The 17,924-nt window shown below is 73.5% G+C and carries 14 protein-coding genes and 1 pseudogene; 9 read left to right on the top strand and 6 right to left on the bottom strand.

From position 1 onward, the window contains the following. Window positions 1-56 precede the first annotated feature (56 nt). The 5 genes and pseudogenes from leuS to ABD946_RS10905 form a co-directional block, all read left to right on the top strand. Window positions 57-2,933 (top strand): leucine--tRNA ligase, encoded by a 2,877-nt coding sequence (gene leuS / locus ABD946_RS10885; RefSeq protein WP_345282409.1) that lies wholly within the window; start codon window positions 57-59, stop codon window positions 2,931-2,933. 144 nt (window positions 2,934-3,077) lie between these two features. After that, entirely contained in the window at window positions 3,078-3,809 is a 732-nt protein-coding gene (locus ABD946_RS10890; protein WP_345282411.1) for a hypothetical protein, read from the top strand. A gap of 78 nt (window positions 3,810-3,887) precedes the next feature. After that, complete coding sequence (locus ABD946_RS10895; RefSeq protein ID WP_345282413.1) at window positions 3,888-4,805, top strand: DegV family protein; 918 nt, start codon at window positions 3,888-3,890, stop codon at window positions 4,803-4,805. Window positions 4,806-5,217: 412 nt separating this feature from the next. Further along, window positions 5,218-5,913 (top strand): ComEA family DNA-binding protein, encoded by a 696-nt coding sequence (locus tag ABD946_RS10900; RefSeq protein WP_345282414.1) that lies wholly within the window; start codon window positions 5,218-5,220, stop codon window positions 5,911-5,913. Window positions 5,914-5,997: 84 nt separating this feature from the next. After that, a pseudogene (locus ABD946_RS10905) lies at window positions 5,998-7,974 on the top strand (ComEC/Rec2 family competence protein); the annotation flags it as partial. Here ABD946_RS10905 and ABD946_RS10910 read toward each other — a convergent pair. From ABD946_RS10910 to ABD946_RS10920, 3 genes are all read right to left on the bottom strand, one after another. Beyond that, window positions 7,929-8,297 carry a hypothetical protein gene (locus tag ABD946_RS10910; protein ID WP_345282416.1) on the bottom strand — a complete coding sequence of 123 codons (369 nt, stop codon included), beginning with the start codon at window positions 8,295-8,297 and terminating at the stop codon, window positions 7,929-7,931. The pseudogene ABD946_RS10905 and the gene ABD946_RS10910 overlap by 46 nt on opposite strands. A 364-nt stretch (window positions 8,298-8,661) precedes the next feature. Beyond that, window positions 8,662-9,522 carry a helix-turn-helix transcriptional regulator gene (locus ABD946_RS10915; protein ID WP_486334028.1) on the bottom strand — a complete coding sequence of 287 codons (861 nt, stop codon included), beginning with the start codon at window positions 9,520-9,522 and terminating at the stop codon, window positions 8,662-8,664. Window positions 9,523-9,736: 214 nt separating this feature from the next. Continuing rightward, the gene (locus tag ABD946_RS10920) at window positions 9,737-9,991 is read right to left on the bottom strand and encodes a hypothetical protein (RefSeq protein ID WP_345282420.1); all 255 of its coding nucleotides are present in this window, start codon (window positions 9,989-9,991) and stop codon (window positions 9,737-9,739) included. 66 nt (window positions 9,992-10,057) lie between these two features. Here ABD946_RS10920 and holA point away from each other — a divergent pair, with 66 nt between their 5' ends. From holA to ABD946_RS10935, 3 genes are all read left to right on the top strand, one after another. Further along, window positions 10,058-11,053, top strand: a complete 996-nt coding sequence (gene holA / locus ABD946_RS10925; protein WP_345282422.1) for a DNA polymerase III subunit delta — start codon at window positions 10,058-10,060, stop codon at window positions 11,051-11,053. A 208-nt stretch (window positions 11,054-11,261) separates the two neighbouring features. Next, on the top strand, window positions 11,262-12,326 hold the full coding sequence (locus tag ABD946_RS10930) for an AAA family ATPase (protein ID WP_345282424.1): 1,065 nt from the start codon (window positions 11,262-11,264) through the stop codon (window positions 12,324-12,326). Beyond that, window positions 12,323-14,128, top strand: coding sequence for a vWA domain-containing protein (locus ABD946_RS10935; protein ID WP_345282426.1), 1,806 nt, complete (start codon window positions 12,323-12,325; stop codon window positions 14,126-14,128). The genes ABD946_RS10930 and ABD946_RS10935 overlap by 4 nt, the downstream gene beginning before the upstream one ends. Before the next feature lie 31 nt (window positions 14,129-14,159). On the opposite strand, the gene ABD946_RS10940 is transcribed toward ABD946_RS10935, so the two are convergent. The 3 genes from ABD946_RS10940 to ABD946_RS10950 form a co-directional block, all read right to left on the bottom strand. Further along, window positions 14,160-14,879, bottom strand: coding sequence for a hypothetical protein (locus tag ABD946_RS10940; protein ID WP_345282428.1), 720 nt, complete (start codon window positions 14,877-14,879; stop codon window positions 14,160-14,162). A 312-nt stretch (window positions 14,880-15,191) separates the two neighbouring features. Then, a complete protein-coding gene (gene rpsT / locus ABD946_RS10945; protein ID WP_345282430.1) occupies window positions 15,192-15,449 on the bottom strand; it encodes a 30S ribosomal protein S20 in 258 nt (85 codons plus the stop codon). A 146-nt stretch (window positions 15,450-15,595) separates the two neighbouring features. Beyond that, window positions 15,596-15,901, bottom strand: a complete 306-nt coding sequence (locus tag ABD946_RS10950) for an antibiotic biosynthesis monooxygenase family protein (RefSeq protein WP_345282432.1) — start codon at window positions 15,899-15,901, stop codon at window positions 15,596-15,598. Window positions 15,902-16,010: 109 nt separating this feature from the next. Here ABD946_RS10950 and lepA point away from each other — a divergent pair, with 109 nt between their 5' ends. Further along, window positions 16,011-17,882 (top strand): translation elongation factor 4, encoded by a 1,872-nt coding sequence (lepA, locus tag ABD946_RS10955; protein WP_345282496.1) that lies wholly within the window; start codon window positions 16,011-16,013, stop codon window positions 17,880-17,882. Window positions 17,883-17,924: the final 42 nt, after the last annotated feature.

The raw sequence follows: 17,924 nt of genomic DNA on the forward strand, positions 1-17,924 counted from the left end.
TTTGTTTTCCGAAGCCGCTGTTCGCGCACTGAGACCCAGATGGAGCCTGAAGGACCATGAGCGAGACGACCCCCGCCGCGGCCGAGGCCGCCGCCACCGAGCCTTACCGCTACGGCGCCGCGCTGGCCGCCGAGATCGAGTCCCGCTGGCAGGACGTCTGGGAGAAGGAGGGGACGTTCGACGCCCCCAACCCGGCCGGCACCCTGGCCGACCCGTCGGCCGGTGACGTGGTCGCCAAGCCGCACAGCTTCATCATGGACATGTTCCCGTACCCCTCGGGCGCGGGCCTGCACGTGGGCCACCCGCTGGGCTACATCGCCACCGACGTGTTCGCCCGCTACCAGCGGATGACCGGCCACAACGTGCTGCACACCCTGGGCTACGACGCCTTCGGCCTGCCCGCCGAGCAGCACGCCGTCGCCACCGGCCAGCACCCCCGGATCACCACCGAGGCGGCCATGGACAACATGCGCCGCCAGCTGCGCCGCCTGGGTCTGGGCCACGACTCCCGCCGCTCGATCGCGACGATCGACCCGGAGTACTACCGCTGGACCCAGTGGATCTTCCTGCAGATCTTCGACTCGTGGTACGACGAGGCGGCCGCGAAGGCCCGTCCGATCGCCGAGCTGGTCGCGCAGTTCGAGTCCGGCGAGCGCGAGGTCCCGGGTGGCCGTGCCTGGGCGTCGCTGTCCGGCACGGAGCGGGACGAGCTGCTGGGCGAGTACCGGCTGGCGTACTCCAAGGAGGTGCCGGTCAACTGGTGCCCCGGCCTGGGCACCGTGCTGGCCAACGAGGAGGTCACCGCCGACGGCAAGTCCGAGCGCGGCAACTTCCCGGTCTTCAAGTCCAACCTGCGCCAGTGGATGATGCGGATCACCGCGTACTCCGACCGCCTGATCGCCGACCTGGACCTGCTGGACTGGCCCGAGGCGATCAAGCTGCAGCAGCGCAACTGGATCGGCCGCTCGGAGGGCGCCCGGGTCGAGTTCGGCATCGACGGCGACAAGATCACCGTCTTCACCACCCGCCCCGACACGCTGTTCGGCGCCACCTACATGGTGCTGGCGCCCGAGCACGAGCTGGTCGACGGCATCGTCCCGGACGCCTGGCCGGCCGGCACCCACGAGGACTGGAAGGGCGGCGCTGCCACCCCCGCCGAGGCCGTCGCCAAGTACCGGGCCGAGGCCGCCGCCAAGTCCGACGTCGAGCGCCAGGTCGACGCCAAGGTGAAGACCGGCGTCTTCACCGGTGCCTACGCGACCAACCCGGTCAGCGGCGCGCTGGTCCCGGTGTTCATCGCCGACTACGTGCTGATGGGCTACGGCACCGGCGCGATCATGGCCGTCCCGGCGCACGACTCCCGCGACTTCGCCTTCGCCCGCGCCTTCGACCTGCCGATGCGCTGCGTGGTGCGCCCCACCGACGGCCGTTCCGAGGACCCGGCCGAGTGGGACGAGTCCTTCGACAGCTACGACTCGGTGATCGTCAACTCCGCCCACGGCGACCTGTCGCTGGACGGCCTGTCGGTGGTCGAGGCCAAGGCCGCCGTCACCGCCTGGCTGACCGAGCGCGGCATCGGCGAGGGCACCGTCAACTACCGCCTGCGCGACTGGCTGTTCAGCCGCCAGCGGTACTGGGGCGAGCCCTTCCCGATCGTCTACGACGAGGACGGCGTGATGCACGCGCTGCCCGAGTCGATGCTGCCGGTCGAGGTCCCCGAGGTGGAGGACTACTCGCCGCACACCTACGACCCGTACGACTCGACCTCCTCGCCGAAGACCCCGCTGTCGCGGAACGAGGAGTGGGTCAACGTCGAGCTGGACCTGGGCGACGGCCCGAAGAAGTACCGCCGCGAGACCAACACCATGCCTAACTGGGCCGGTTCCTGCTGGTACGAGCTGCGCTACATCGACCCGTCCAACGGCGAGAAGGTCGTCGACCCGGCCAACGAGCAGTACTGGCTGGGCCCGACCGAGCAGAAGCCGGGCGGCGGCGCCGACCTGTACGTCGGCGGTGCCGAGCACGCGGTGCTGCACCTGCTGTACGCGCGCTTCTGGCACAAGGTGCTGCACGACCTGGGCCACGTCTCCTCGGTCGAGCCGTTCCACAAGCTGTTCAACCAGGGCATGATCACCGCCGACGTCTACCGCGACGCCCGGGACTTCCCGGTGCCGGCGGCCGAGGTCGAGGAGATCGACGGCGAGTTCTTCTGGGAGGGCGAGAAGGTCCGCCGCGAGGCGGGCAAGATGGGCAAGTCCCTGAAGAACGCCATCGCGCCGGACGACTTCGCCGACGAGTACGGCGCGGACACCCTGCGCCTGTACGAGATGTCGATGGGCCCGCTGGACGTCTCCCGCCCGTGGGACACCCGCGCGGTGATCGGCTCGTACCGCTTCCTGCAGCGCCTGTGGCGCAACATCGTCTCGGAGACCACCGGCGAGCTGGTGGTCACCGAGGAGGAGGCCGACGAGGCCACCCTGCGGGTGCTGCACAAGACCATCGACGGCATCCGCGGCGACATGGCGGGCCTGCGGTTCAACACCGCGGTGGCCAAGGCCATCGAGCTGAACAACCACCTGGTCAAGCGCGGCTCGACGCCGCGTCAGGTGGCCGAGCAGCAGGTGCTGATGATCGCCCCGCTGGCCCCGCACATCGCCGAGGAGCTGTGGCGCCGCCTGGGCCACGAGGGCTCGCTGGCGTACGTCGACTACCCGGTGGCCGACCCGGCCTACGTGGTGGACGAGACCGTCACCTGCGTGGTCCAGATCAAGGGCAAGGTCCGGGCCCGGCTGGAGGTGGCCCCGGCCATCACCGACGCCGAGCTGGAGGCGCTGGCGCTGGCCGACCCGGCCGTGGTCGCGGCGATCGGGGACGCCCCGGTGCGCAAGGTGATCGCGCGGGCGCCGAAGCTGGTCAACATCGTCACCGGCTGACGCTGACGATCCGTCGGGGCCGGTCCTCGGGGTTTCCCTGAGCTGTCCCTGATCTCTCCTCACGGACCCCTACGACGAGGGCTCCACGGCAACCCGTGCGGTTACTGTGGAGCCCTCGGTCGGTCTCCCGGAAGGTGGCTCGTGATGGACGCGCTCGGCGTGGTGGTCGGCCTCGGTGTGCTCTTCGTGGTCGCGCTGCTGATCATGATCACGGTCGGTGCGGTGAAGGCCGGCAAGGCCGCCGCCCGGAAGCTCTCCCAGCAGGAGGCCAACGCCCGGCGGGCCATCGAGAACGCGACCTTGAAGGCCAAGACCTTCGCCAAGCCCGGGGCGCCTGGCCAGATCTCGGCCGTCCGGCTCGCGCTGCGCACCGCCCTCGACTCCACCCGCAAGGTGCTCGCGGCCGGCCTCGCCGAGGACTCCCAACTCGCCGATTCCCTGCAGCTGTTGACCAGGTTGGACGCCCACGCGGCCGAGCTCGACGGCGAGTTGAAGGCGCTGGAGCTGGAGCCCGACGCCGGGCGGGTGGCCGACAAGCTGCCCGCGCTGCGGGAGCGGGCCGAGCGGATCACGCACGCCGCCGAGTCGATGCGGTGGGCGGCCCAGGACCGGATGCAGCGCTTCGCCGACGACGAGCTGGCGCGGCTCGCGGACGAGTGCGAGACCGAGGCGGGTGCGCTGCGGCACTGGGACGCGGCCGGGCCGTCCTCGGGTGCCTCGGGGGCCTCGGGATCCTCCACCTCGTCGGCTTCTTCGGCCAAGGCGGCCAAGGCGGCCGGGACGGAGCGGAAGGCGATCAGCAACGACCGGCCGGCCACCGCCGAGCAGTTGCTCGGGCTGGCGGTCGACCTGACACAGCGTCTGCGGAAGTCCTGACCTCCGCGGCGGCCCTCTCCAGGGGTTCGGACGTCCCCCGGGTGTCCGTGGCGGGGAGGGGGGAGTAACCTCCGCCTCATGTCCCGCCGCATCGCCCTCCTGACCGACTCCACGGCCTACCTCCCCGAGGAGGCGGTCGACCGGCACCGGATCGCGGTGGTCCCGCTGAGCGTGGTGGTCGGGGACGAGGTGCTCGCGGACGGCGTGGAGATCTCCCCGAAGGACGTCGCCGAGGCCCTGCGGGCCAAGCAGCGCGTCACCACCTCCCGGCCCAGCCCCGAGACCTTCGCCGAGGCCTACCGGGCGGCGGCCGAGGCGGGCTTCGAGGCCGTCGTCTCCGTGCACATCTCCGCCGAGCTCTCCGGCACCGTCGAGGCGGCCCGGCTGGCGGCCGCCGAGGCTCCGCTGCCGGTGGAGGTGGTGGACAGCCGACTGGTCGGGATGGCACTCGGGCACGTGGTGCTGGCGGCGGCGGAGGCGATCGCGGCGCTCGGGACCGGGGCGTCCGGGGCGGCGGGCGAGGCCGGGGTGGCCGGCGTGGCCGGGGCGTCCGGGAATGTGGCCGCCGACCTCGCGGCGGTGGTCGCGGCGGCCTCCGGGCGGGCCGCGCGGACCAGCGGATTCTTCTACGTGGACACCCTGGAGTACCTGCGTCGGGGCGGCCGGATCGGTGCGGCGCAGGCCCTGCTCGGCTCCGCGCTCTCCGTCAAGCCGCTGCTGCACCTGTCGGGCGGCCGGATCGAGCCCTTGGAGAAGGTCCGCACGGCCTCGCGGGCGATCGCGCGGCTGGAGGAGATCGCTGTGGAGCGCGCGGGTGCGGACGAGGTGGACATCACCGTGCACCACCTCGCCGCAGCCGACCGGGCCGAGCCCCTGGCGGAGCGGCTCCGGGCCCGGGTGCCCGGGCTGCGCGAGCTGACGGTGCTGGAGGTGGGGGCGGTGATCGGTGCCCACGTCGGGCCCGGGCTGCTCGCAGTGGTGGTCGCGCCGCGCTGAAACTCCCTCGATCGAGGGAACTCGGCTGTCCACAACCCCGGGTTTTCCACAGGCTGGTGACGCTCTCTCAACGGGGGCGGCGGCCGCGCCTACGGTCCTGGCCATGAGAACGATGACGCCGGGCGCGGCCCGCCGACGCGAGACCACCGAGACCGTCCGTGGCCGGGTGGCCCACCTCTTCCTGCCCCCGGGGCCGCATCCCGAGGGGGAGCGGGCGGACTCTCCGACGGCGGTGTGGTCCGAAGCCTGGGACACGCCCCTGCCGTCCAGGCCGGCGGCGTCCGTGCGCGGTGGGCCGCCAGGGGAGGGCGAGGCAGCCGGGGGCGGCAGGGTGGTGGGGGAGGGCGGTCTCGTCGGGGAAGGCGGGGCGACGGGGCGTCAGGGGCGGCCGCGTGCCGGGCCGGAGGGTGCCGTGCCCGGGGCCGCCGGTGTGGTCGGGGCCGCCGGTGTGGTCGGGCGTCGGCTCCCGGGGGTCCTGTTGTTCGACCGGCGGGCGGTGGCCGGGCTGACCGTGCTGCTCCTGCTGGCCGTCGGCTACGCCGTGCAGCACTTCTGGCTCGGCCGTCCCGGCCGGGTCGCCGTCCCTGCGGTGGCAGCGGTCGTCGCCGCCTCCGCACCGTCCTCGGTCCGGCCGGGCGCGGGGTCGGGTGCGGGGTCGGGCGCGGGGGCGCCTACTCCGCCGACGGGCCCGACCGTCGTGGTCGACGTCGCCGGCAAGGTCCGCCAGCCCGGCCTCCGTACGCTGCCCAGCGGGGCCCGGGTGGCGGACGCCCTCACCTCGGCCGGCGGCCCGCTGCCGGACACCGTGACCGACGGGCTCAACCTGGCACGGGTGCTCACCGACGGCGAGCAGATCCTGGTCGGCGGCGCCCCGGCCGGCGCCGGTCTTCCGGCCGGGGGAGCCACCCCCGCCGTCGGCCCGCTCAGCATCAACCAGGCCACCCGTGAGCAGCTGGACGCCCTGCCCGGGGTCGGCCCGACCCTGGCCCAGCGGATCCTGCAGCACCGCCAGGAGCACGGCCCGTTCCGCTCCCTCGACCAGCTGCGCGAGGTCAGCGGGATCGGCGAGCGGAAGTTCGCCGACCTCCGCGCCCTGCTCACGCTCTGAGCCCGCCCGCGTGCGGCCGGCCGGCCACCCCCACAACCCGCCGAGCCCAGCTGACCGACCGTCACCGGCCGAGGAGGTGAACCGATGCCCACCACCACAACCGCCGCCCTCACCCGCAGCACCGCCACGGAGTCCGCCGCACCGCCGCCCGATCTGCGCCTGCTGCTCCCCACCGCGGTGGTCTGGGCGGTCACCGCCACCGTGCTGGGCCTCGGTCCGGACCACCGGCCGTACCTGCTCGGGGGAGCACTCCTCCTGGCCGGAGCCGCGGTCCTCGCGCTGCGCAGCCCGCGCCGGGCCGGTGCCCTGCTCGCCGCCGTCCTGCTGGCCGCCGGGGCCGCGGCCGCCGTCACCACCCTGCACACGGCCGACCTCCAGCGCGGCCCGATCCCCGCCCTGGCCGCCAGGGCGGCCGGGCCCGCCGCGACGGACGCCCCGTCAGCTCCCGCCGACCCGGGCCACGTCCCTTCCGCCGCCGTCCCGCCCGTCCTGACCGCGGTCGAGCTCACGGTGACGGGCGACCCCGAGCCCCGCTCCTCACACGCCCGGGGCACCACGCCCGGCCAGGCCCTGGTGGTCGTCGAGGCCACCGTCGACCGGGCCGACGGCACCCGCACCCGAACTCCCGTCACCCTGATCGTCCGCGCCCAGGACGCCGGGGGCTGGCAGCAGGTGGTCCCGTCCACCCGGCTGCGCACCCAGGCCAGGGTGCTGCCCGCCGCCGAGGGGTACCGCAGCACGGCGGCCGCCCTGGTGGTGCAGGGCCGGCCGCAGCTGCTGGAGGGGCCCGGCACCGCCCAGCGGGTGGCGGCCCGGTTGCGGGCCGGACTCCGGGACGCCAGCGACCATCTGCCCACCGACGCCCGGGGACTGCTCCCGGGCCTGGTGGTCGGCGACACCACCCGGCTGCCGCCGGAGCTCGCGGAGGCGTTCCGGGCCACCGACCTCGGCCATCTGACCGCCGTTTCGGGAGCGAACCTGGCCATCGTGCTGGCCGTCCTGACCGGGGCCTCGGCCGCCGCGAGCACCTCCGGCCGGGGCGGGCTGGCCGGGCTCGTCGGCCTCCCGCTGCGCACCACCGCCCTGCTCGGAGCCGTCCTGACGCTGGCCTTCGTGACGGTCTGCCGACCCGAGCCGAGCGTCCTGCGGGCCGCCGCCACCGGTCTGGTCGGCCTGCTCGCCCTGGCCACCGGCCGCCCCCGGCAGGCGCTGCCCGCGCTCGCCTCCGCCGTTCTGGTCCTGCTGCTGGTCGACCCGTACCTGGCGCGCTCCTTCGGCTTCCTGTTCTCCGTGCTCGCCACCCTCGGCCTGCTCACCCTCGGCCCGCGCTGGACGGCCGCGCTCCGGGCCCGGGGCTGGCCCGAGTGGCTGGCCGGGGCCGTCGGCGCCACCGCCGCGGCGCAGGCGCTCTGCGCCCCCGCCACCATCCTGCTGGCGCCCCGGATCAGCCTGGTCGCGATCCCGTGCAACCTGCTGGCCGAGGCGGCGGTGGCCCCGGCCACCCTGCTCGGCTTCGCGACCCTCGTCCTCGCACCGCTGGCCCCGGCGCCGGCCCGGTTCCTGGCCGACCTCGCCGCGGTGCCGACCGGCTGGCTGGCCGCCGTGGCCCGGCGGGGCGCCGCCCTCCCGGGAGCCCAACTCGACTGGCCCGGTGGCCTGTTCGGGTCCCTGTTGCTGGCGGTGGCGACACTGGCCCTGGTCTGGGCGGCCCGCCCGTTCGGCCACCGCAGCCGCCCCCGCACCCTGCTCGCGGCGGTGCTCCTGCCCGCTCTGCTGCTCGCCCTGCTCCGGCCGCCGTCCCTCGTGCGGATGGCCACCGGCTGGCCCCCGGAGGGCTGGCGCTTCGTCATGTGCGACGTGGGACAAGGCGACATGACCGTCTTGCCGGTGCCGGGACAGCCCGGCAGCGCGGTGGTGGTGGACGCCGGGCCCGATCCCACGGCCGCCGACCGGTGCCTCCGCCAACTCGGCGTCACGGCCGTCCCGTTGCTGATCCTCAGTCACTACCACGCGGATCACGCCGAGGGGCTCCCGGGCGTGCTGCGCGGTCGCTCGGTCGGTGCCCTCCAGGTCACCACCCTGGACTCGCCGCCGGGCGAGCGGGCCCGGGTGCTGGCCTGGGCCGCCGCCGCGCAGGTGCCCGTGCTGACCGCACGGCAGGACGAGCGGCGCACCGCCGCTCCCGGCCTCTCCTGGCAGCTGCTCTGGCCCGTCGAGCCGTTGACCCCGGCCACGCCGGGGGCGAACAACGCCAGCATCGCCCTGCTCGCCACCGTCGGCGAACCGCCCGAGGCCCTGCGGATCGCCCTGCTCGGCGATCTCGAACCGCCCGCCCAGGCCGCCCTGCGAGCCCGGGCCGAGCTGCCCCGGGTGGACGTCCTCAAGGTGGCGCACCACGGATCAGCCCATCAGGACTGGGAGTTGGCCGCCGCCCTGCACCCCCGCCTGGCCCTGATCTCCTGCGGCGAAGGCAACCCGTACGGCCACCCGTCGGCCCGGACCGTGGCCCAGCTCGCCGCACTGGGGGCCACCGTCCTACGCACCGACCGGGCCGGAGCCGTCGCGGTCCTCGGCACCCGCGACACCCTGCACGCCGTCACCCGGGGATCCGGCGCCCCCGCCCGTGGTGCCCCTGTGCACGGCACTCCCGACAGTGGCACCCCCGCTCACGGTGCCCGTGCTGACGGCACCCCCGCCCCCGCTCACGGGGCCGACGGTGACGGTAGCGGCGTGCAGGGTGCCGCAGGGTCACCCGGCGGGGCTGAACCGCTCCGTCCCCACCACCCGCAGCAGCTCCAGGTGGTTGATGTCCGCGGTTCCGGGCGGCGGCGTGAAGATCAGCAGTCGCTGGTCCTCGCCGGGTGTGAGCAGTGTCTGGCAGTCGAGGTTGATCGGCCCGATGGCCGGGTGGTCGACCCGCATCCGGCTGGTGCGCCGGACGGCCACCTCGTGCAGCTCCCAGAGCTCGCGGAACTCCTCGCTGGCCTCGGAGAGCCGCTGCACCAGCGCGGTCGAGGCCGCGTCCCCGGCCCGGCGGGCCACCGCCGCCCGCAGGTCGGCGACGTGCACCCGGCCGAGCCGGTCGTGCTCGTCGGCCGGGTAGGCGGCCCGGACGGTGGGGTCGGTGAACCAGCGCCAGACCACGTTCCGCTGGTCCTCCCGGATCGAGCAGACGGTGCCGAAGAGGGCGCTGGCCATGTCGTTCTGGGCCAGCACGTCACCCAGGTCGCTGAGCAGTTGGGCCGGGGTCTCCTTGAGCTGGTCGAGCAGGTAGAGCAGCCCGGGCTGGATGAAGGTGCCGTACTGGCGCCCGGCCGGCGGCCGCTGGCCGGCCAGCAGGTAGAGGTGGTCGCGCTCGTCCTCGCTCAGCCGCAGCGCCCGGGCCAGCGAGGCGAGGATCTGCGGCGAGGGCTGCGGGCTGCGGGCCTGTTCCAGCCGGATGTAGTAGTCGGCGGACATCCCGGCGAGCTGGACGACCTCCTCGCGCCGCAGCCCGGGGGTGCGGCGCCGGGAGCCGGCCGGCAGGCCGACGTCCTGCGGGTTGATCCGCTCACGGCAGCGGCGGAGGAAGTCGGCGAGTTCGCGGCGGTCCATGTCCATGCGGTCCATGATCGCGGCTCGGCTGACGGGGTGCCAGGGATTCCCGGTCCCACCCTGGTTGGGCCGGCGACGGCCGGGTCGGAGCCCTGGTCGGCGCTCCGGCGGGCGCTTCGGCGCGTGGCCTCCCCGGCGGCCCCCGCCGAGGGGCGGGGGCCCGACCGGGTGGGGCCGGAGCGACGGGTGCCGGTGCGACGGGGGCCGGTGCGGTGGGGAGTGCCGAGGCTCAGGCCTCCTCCCGCCAGCCCTCCTGGTCGGTGGCCAGCTCGTCCAGGGCGCGCAGCTGAGCCGGGGTCCAGCCGTCCTCGGGGGCCTCCACGGCCACGACCCACTGGGCGTCCTCGGCGTCGTCCTCGCCGGCCAGGGCGTCCCGGGCCACCTCGATCTCGCCCAGGTCGGGCCAGCGGGCGGAGAGTTCCTCGGCGACCTCGTCGGCGGCGTCGCGGTCGGGGAACACAAGCAACTGTCGGGTGTCGTTCATGGTCACGGGGACCATTGTGCACAGCCGTCGGGATGCTGTCGGCAGCGCATGCGATCCTGGTAGGCGATGGCCAGGAAGAGTGCACCCGATGACCTGCTCGCCCCGCTGACCCTCGCGGTCGGCCAGGAGGAGCTGCTGCTCGACCGCGCGGTCGCGGCGGTGGTGGCCGCGGCCAAGGAGGCCGATCCGGACACGGACGTGCGGGACCTCCCTCCGGGTGGTCTCCAGCCCGGTGGCCTGGCCGAGTTGACCACCCCCTCGCTCTTCGCGGAGCGGAAGGTGATCGTGGTCCGCGCCGCCCAGGACCTCTCCGCCGACTCGGTCAAGGAGGTCAAGGCGTACCTGGAGGCCCCCGCCGAGGAGGTCATCATGGTGCTGGTGCACGCTGGCGGGGCCAAGGGCAAGGGTCTGCTGGACGCGGGGCGGAAGGCCGGCGGCCGCGAGGTGGCCTGCGCCAAGCTCACCAAGGCGGGCGAGAAGCTGGCCTTCGTCAAGAACGAGTTCCGCACCCTGGGCCGGTCGGCCACCCCGGAGGCCTGCCAGGCGCTGCTCGACTCACTCGGCAGCGACCTGCGTGAACTGGCCGCCGCCTGCAGCCAGTTGACCTCCGACGTCGAGGGGGCGATCGACGAGACGGTGGTCGCCAAGTACTACAGCGGCCGGGCCGAGGCCACCGGCTTCGAGGTGGCCGACCTGGCCGTCACCGGCCGGGCCGCCGAGGCCCTGGAGCGGCTGCGCTGGGCCCTGGCGGTAGGCCAGCCGCCCACCGGCATCACCTACGCACTGGCCTCCGGCGTCCGCTCCATCGGCCGCCTCGCCACCGCCGGGCGGAACATGCGCCCGGCCGACCTGGCCCGCGAGCTCGGCATGCCGCCCTGGAAGGTGGACCGGGTCCGCCAGCAGATGCGCGGCTGGACGGGCGACGGCGTGGCCGCCGCCCTGACCGCCGTCGCCCAGGCGGACGCGGCCGTCAAGGGCGGCTCCGACGACCCGGCCTACGCCCTGGAGCGCGCCGTGGTCGCCGTGGCCCGCGCCGCCCGCGCGGGCGCCCGCCCGTACTGACGGGCCCACCACCGACCGCCGCTGACGGTCCGTCGGCGCGGCGCGCCGCGCCGCCAGCCGCCCCCACATCCCGGCTCCCGGCCCCTCCCAACCCCCCGCTCCGGCCTCCCGTTCACCGTCACGGCACCTCCTCGAAAAGCAGGTGCGGCCCGCCCGGCCGTCCCGCACACTGACGCGGAATCCCCAACCCTCCCGAGGAGTCCCCGCGTTGCAGGCCGCCGTCACCGTGTCGCCGTCCCAGGTCCCCGAGCTGCTGCTCGGGCTGGCCACCGTCCGGCCGGTCTTCCTCTGGGGCGCGCCTGGCATCGGGAAGTCCTCGCTGGTGCGGGAGTTCGCCGAGTCGCTCGGGCTGGAGTGCGTCAGCCTGATCGGCACCCAACTGGCGCCCGAGGACCTGATCGGGGTCCCGCAGATCACCGAGGACGGGCGCTCCCGGTTCTGCCCGCCGGAGTCGATCGCCCGCACCGAGCCCTACTGCCTCTTCCTGGACGAGCTCAACGCGGCCACCCCGGACGTGCAGAAGGCCTTCTACTCGCTCATCCTGGACCGCCGGATCGGCTCCTACGAGCTCCCGCCCGGCTCGATCGTGATCGGCGCGGGGAACCGCGCCACCGACGGCGCCCTGGCCCGGCCGATGGCCTCCGCCCTGGTGAACCGCCTGGTCCACGTCCACCTCCGGGCGAGCTCCACTGACTGGCTGGCCTGGGCCGCCGCCAACGGCGTCCACCCCTGGGTGCTGGACTACCTGACGGACCGTCCGGACCACCTCTGGTCCGCCCCGCCCAAGACCGAGGAGCCCTTCTCCACCCCGCGCGCCTGGCACATGCTCTCGGACGCCCTGCACTCCTTCGGCCCGACCCTGGAGGAGCCGACCCTCAAGGTCCTGGCGCACGGTCTGCTCACCCCGCAGCACGCGGTGGCCTTCGGGGGCTACGTCAAGATCGTCCGCAACTCCTACGGCCTGGACGCGATCCTCAAGGGCGATGCCCGGTGGCCGCACCGCCTGGAGGACCGCGACCTGCTCTACTACCTGGCCGACGCCTTCCGCGGCCGGCTGGTCAAGGAGCTCCCGGCCCGCAAGGAGCAGGTCTCCGACTCCCTGCGGCAGACCGCCTACCGGGCCAAGTCGCTGCTGGTCCAGCTGGCCGAGATCTCCGTCGAGGTGGCCCAGACGGTGATCGCCGACGGCCAGGACGGCAATCCGGTGCTGCCCTCCTGGTTCCTCATCGAGGCGGCCCGCGACATGCCCCGTCTGGTCGAGGCCCGCCGTTGAGCCGGGCCAAGGCCACCACCGAGAAGGGCACCCAGCCGCGCGACCCGGCGTGGGAGGCCTTCCAGGAGGGCTGGCGGACCGTCCGGGGTAACCACGCCCTGGCCGCCATCCCGGTGGACCTCTGCGAGGCCGAGGACTGCCCGGACGAGCCGGAGGACGGCTGGCTGGTGGTCGACTCCGACGGGACCCTGCACCCCAACCTCAGCCACCCCCGGATGCGCCGGGCCGATCTGGCCGAGTGGGCCTGGGTGCTGGCGCACTGCCTGCTCCACCTCGGCTTCGGCCACCTGCCCGCCGAGCGCGGCCGGCGCACCCAGCCCGACGCCCACCGACTGGCCGCCAACTGCGCGGTGGTGCACCGCTTCCAGGCCACCTTCCCGGTCGGCCGCGCCCCGTTCGAGCTGCCGTCCCGGATCCCGCCCGGCGACGAGGAGCAGCTGGCCGTCCGCTGGCGCGAGGAGGGCCTGCCCCGGATCCCCGGTGCCGCGGGCACCCGGCCCGACCAGCTGCTGGTCCCCTGGCCCGGCCACCAGCCCCCGGAGGACTGGCCGTCCGTCTTCGCCGCCGCGCTGACCCGCACCATGTCCGCCGCGATGGACGTGGCCGGCGGCCGCCGCGACGAGCTGACCGGCGCGCGCCTCCCCGAGCGGCCGTGGACCAGGGCGCTCAACTGGTTCGTCTCCAGCTACCCGCTGCTCGGCGGCCTGGCCGCCGGGATCACCCTGGTCGCCGACGCCGAACTGGCCCGCGCCCAGGGCATCTCCATCGCGGCCGTGAACGCCGAGGCGGGCGAGATCTACCTCAACCCGCTGCGCCACCACACCGAAGAGGAGTGGCGCTTCGTCCTGGCCCACGAGATGCTGCACGCCGCCCTCAAGCACGGCGACCGCTGCGGAGCGCGGGACCCGTTCCTGTTCAACGTCGCCGCCGACTACGTGATCAACGGCTGGCTGCTGGAGATGGGCGTCGGCCAGATGCCCGAAGGGCTGCTCCACGACCCGCAGTTGCAGGGCCTGTCGGCCGAGGAGGTCTACGACCGGATTGTCCGGGACCAGCGCCGGATCCGCCGCTTGGCCACCCTGGCGGGGAAGGGCCGGGGCGACGTCCTGGGCGAGCCGCTGGGCCGCCCGCGCGACTACGTCGACCTCGACGACTTCTACCGGCGCGGCCTCCAACAGGGCTTCGAGCTGCACCGGCGCGGCCGCGGGTACCTGCCGGCCGGTCTGGTCGAGGAGATCCGTGCGCTCTCCCAGCCACCGCTGCCCTGGGACGCGCAACTGGCACGCTGGTTCGACGAGTTCGTGCCCTCCCCGCAGCCGGTGCGCAGCTACGCCCGCCCGTCCCGGCGCCAGGCCTCCACCCCCGACATCCCGCGTGCGGGGAGCCACCACCCGCCCGAGGAGCTGGCCCGCTGCACCTTCGGCGTGGTGCTGGACACCTCCGGGTCGATGAGCCGTCAGCTGCTCGGCAAGGCGCTGGGCGCCATCGCCTCCTACGCGGCGGCCCGGGAGGTGCCCGCCGCCCGGGTGGTGTTCTGCGACGCGGCCGCGCACGACGCCGGCTTCCTGCCCACCGACGAGATCGCCGGCCGGGTCCGGGTGCGCGGCCGGGGCGGCACCGTGCTGCAGCCGGGCATCGACCTGCTGGAGCGCGCCGAGGACTTCCCGCCCGCCGCCCCGGTGCTGGTGATCACCGACGGGGAGTGCGACGTGCTGCGGGTGCGCCGCGAGCACGCCTACTTGGTCCCGCAGGGCGCCGGCCTGCCCTTCACCCCGCGCGGCCCGGTCTTCCGCCTCCGCTGAGGGGCAGTCAGAGGGCCGAGGAGCCGACGGATCAGGCGCTCGCCTGCCCCAGGGCGCGCAGCAGGTCCCGGCTGTCCATCAGCAGCGCCTGCCGGATGGTCTCCCGGTCCGGTTCGACGCCCTTGCCCTCCTGGTAGGAGCCGGACCAGCTGAGGTAGTAGGTCAGCGCCCCGTCGCGGACGTAGAGCACCTGGGTGAGGTAGTGCCAGCTCCGGTCCGAGCTGCTGCGGTCGTCCAGGAAGCCGACGTAGGCCTGCTCGCCCAGCTCCGGCACCTCGGTGATCTGGTAGTGGCGCTGCCGCAGCCCGGACTGCTGGGCCTCGAACTCGGCCCGCGGGTCGACCCGCCGGTGCAGCTGGGCCTGCATGTAGAGGGAGGAGTACTCCGTCTCGCCGGCGCTCTTCTTCAGGTACTTGCTGCAGTACATGTCGTCCAGCGCCGCGTGCCGGGTCGAGTAGTGGTACGGCGTGCCGGACTGCGCGGGGTACAGCTGGGAGAAGCGGTTGAGCTTCGCGGTGGTGCACAGGTCGTCGACCACCCGGTAGGCCTTGAGGTCCGGCGCGAGCCCGTCCGGCAGGGCGACCAGGCCTGGCACGGTGAGCACGGCGGCGGCCCAGATCGCCGAGGCCAGTGCGGCGCCGGCGGCGCCCCAGACCAGGTGCCGGCGACTGCGGCGCGGCGGGCGCCGGTAGGGCGGCGGTGGTCCGTACGACCGGTCGCCGTCCGTCCGGGTCGGTACCTGATGCGTCATCTGATGAGCCCCCAAACCGGGATCCGCACGGAGCGCGTCGCACGAACCATATCGGTGACCAGGGCATGGCAGAACGTGAGGGAGCATCAGGTCCGCCCCCGGAAGGGCCCCGGGAACGCCGACAGGCGCCGCGGCCGGAGCCGCGACGCCTGTCGCTGTACCGCACCCGCGTGGCGAACGCAGGCCGCGTGCGGTACGGAGTCACTACGCCTCACGTGTTCCGGGTAGAGGGCCGGAAGTTGACGCGAGGGGAGTTGGGCGGCGGAGGCGGGTAGAGGGCCGCCGGTCACGCCACCCGGGGGTGCCGTCAGATCAGGCCGCGACGAGCTTGGTGATCGCGGACTTCTTGTTGGCGGCCTGGTTCTTGTGGATGATGCCCTTGCTGGCGGCCTTGTCGAGCGCCTTGGAGGCGACCTTGGCCAGCTCGGCGGCCTTCTCGGTCTCGCCGGCGACAGCGGCCTCACGGGCCTTGCGCAGGGCGGTCTTGAGGGAGGACTTGACGGCCTTGTTGCGCAGGCGCGCCTTCTCGTTGGTCTTGTTGCGCTTGATCTGGGACTTGATGTTCGCCACGAAAGTGCCTCAGCTTTTGTCTGGAAGTTGAACGGGTCGCACCCGGCGGGCAGCTGAGAGGGCATACCTGTGCCGAGTGCAGCGGCCAACGCTACCAAAGCCCCCGCGCGCCCCCCAAACCGGCCGGGCCGTGACCGCGTCCGCGGCTACGCCGTGAGCAGCGCCTCGCCGTAGTGCTCGACCTCGGGGAACGGCTCGTAGAAGTGGTGCAGCAGCCGGCGCCACTCCTGGTACTCGGCCGAGCCGCGGAAGCCCTCGGTGTGGTCCTCCAGGGTCTCCCACTCCACCTGGAGCAGGAAGCGGGAGCCGCGCCCCTGGTCCAGGCAGCGCCGCAGTTCCAGCGAGCGGAAGCCGTGCTGCACGGCGATCAGCGGGCGGGCCTCGGCGAAGGCGGCCAGGAAGGCCTCCTCCTGGCCGGGGCGGACGTCGAGCAGGGCACTCTCCAAGATCATGGCCCCTGATCCTGCCCCAGCGGGAGGAGTTGCGGAAGAGCTGAACGGCGGGCCGCACCGCGGCCGTGGGAGGATGGACGGAATCACATCGACCGCCCCGAGGACCAAGGTGCCCGCGATCCCGAGCAACGTGCCAGAGCCCAGCCGTACCGACCCGGCGCTGATCCGCAACTTCTGCATCATCGCCCACATCGACCACGGCAAGTCGACGCTCGCCGACCGGATGCTGCAGATCACCGGCGTGGTCGACCCCCGGCAGATGCGCGCCCAGTACCTCGACCGGATGGACATCGAGCGCGAGCGCGGCATCACCATCAAGTCCCAGGCGGTCCGTCTGCCGTGGGCGCCGAAGACCGGTGACCAGACCGGTCAGACGCACATCCTGAACATGATCGACACCCCGGGCCACGTGGACTTCACCTACGAGGTGTCCCGCTCGCTCGCCGCGTGCGAGGGCACCATCCTCGTGGTGGACGCCGCCCAGGGCATCGAGGCGCAGACCCTCGCCAACCTGTACCTGGCGCTGGAGAACGACCTCACGATCATCCCGGTGCTGAACAAGATCGACCTCCCGGCCGCCCAGCCGGAGAAGTACGCCGCCGAGATCGCGCACATCATCGGCTGCGAGCCGGAGGACGTGCTCAAGGTCTCGGCCAAGACCGGCCTCGGCGTCGAGGAGCTGCTCGACCACATCGTCGAGAAGATCCCGGCCCCGGTCGGCGTCAAGGACGCCCCGGCCCGCGCGATGATCTTCGACTCGGTCTACGACTCCTACCGCGGCGTGGTCACCTACGTCCGAGTGGTCGACGGTCAGCTCACCAAGCGCGAGCGGATCGCCATGATGTCGACCGGTGCCACCCACGAGCTGCTGGAGATCGGTGTCATCTCGCCCGAGCCGAAGGTCGCCGACGGCCTCGGCGTCGGTGAGGTGGGCTACATCATCACCGGTGTGAAGGACGTCCGGCAGTCCAAGGTCGGTGACACGATCACCTCGATGCACAAGGGCGCCACCGAGCCGCTGGGCGGCTACAAGGACCCGCGTCCGATGGTGTTCTCCGGCCTCTACCCGCTGGACGGCTCGGACTATCCGCTGCTGCGCGACGCGCTGGACAAGCTGCGCCTCAACGACGCCGCCCTGGTCTACGAGCCGGAGACCTCGGTCGCGCTCGGCTTCGGCTACCGCTGCGGCTTCCTCGGCCTGCTCCACCTGGAGATCATCCGGGAGCGCCTGGAGCGCGAGTTCAACCTCGACCTGATCTCCACCGCGCCGAACGTGATCTACCGCGTGGTGATGGAGGACGGCACCGAGCACACCGTCACCAACCCGAGCGAGTTCCCCACCGGCAAGCTGGCCGAGGTGTACGAGCCGGTGGTGCGCGGCACCATCCTGGCGCCGAACGACTTCGTCGGCGCGATCATGGAGCTCTGCCAGGCCCGTCGCGGCAACCTCCAGGGCATGGACTACCTCTCCGAGGACCGGGTCGAGCTGCGCTACACCCTGCCGCTGGCCGAGATCGTCTTCGACTTCTTCGACCAGCTGAAGTCCAAGACCCGCGGCTACGGCTCCTTCGACTACGAGCCGATCGGCGAGCAGAGCGCCAACCTGGTGAAGGTCGACATCCTGCTGCACGGCGACGCGGTGGACGCGTTCTCCGCCATCGTGCACAAGGACAAGGCCTACAACTACGGCGTCATGATGGCCGGCAAGCTCCAGAAGCTGATCCCGCGTCAGCAGTTCGAGGTGCCGATCCAGGCCGCCATCGGCTCCCGGGTGATCGCCCGCGAGACGGTCCGCGCCATCCGCAAGGACGTCCTCGCCAAGTGCTACGGCGGTGACATCTCCCGCAAGCGCAAGCTGCTCGAGAAGCAGAAGGAGGGCAAGAAGCGCATGAAGATGGTCGGCCGGGTGGAGGTCCCGCAGGAAGCCTTCATCGCCGCGCTCTCCACGGACGCGGACGCCCCCAAGGGCGAGAAGAAGTAGTCCCGCGGTCAGCGCGAAGGGCCCCCTCCCGGCGGGAGGGGG

The sequence above is a fragment of the Kitasatospora albolonga genome (genome assembly GCF_039535905.1).
Lineage (GTDB): Bacteria > Actinomycetota > Actinomycetes > Streptomycetales > Streptomycetaceae > Kitasatospora > Kitasatospora albolonga.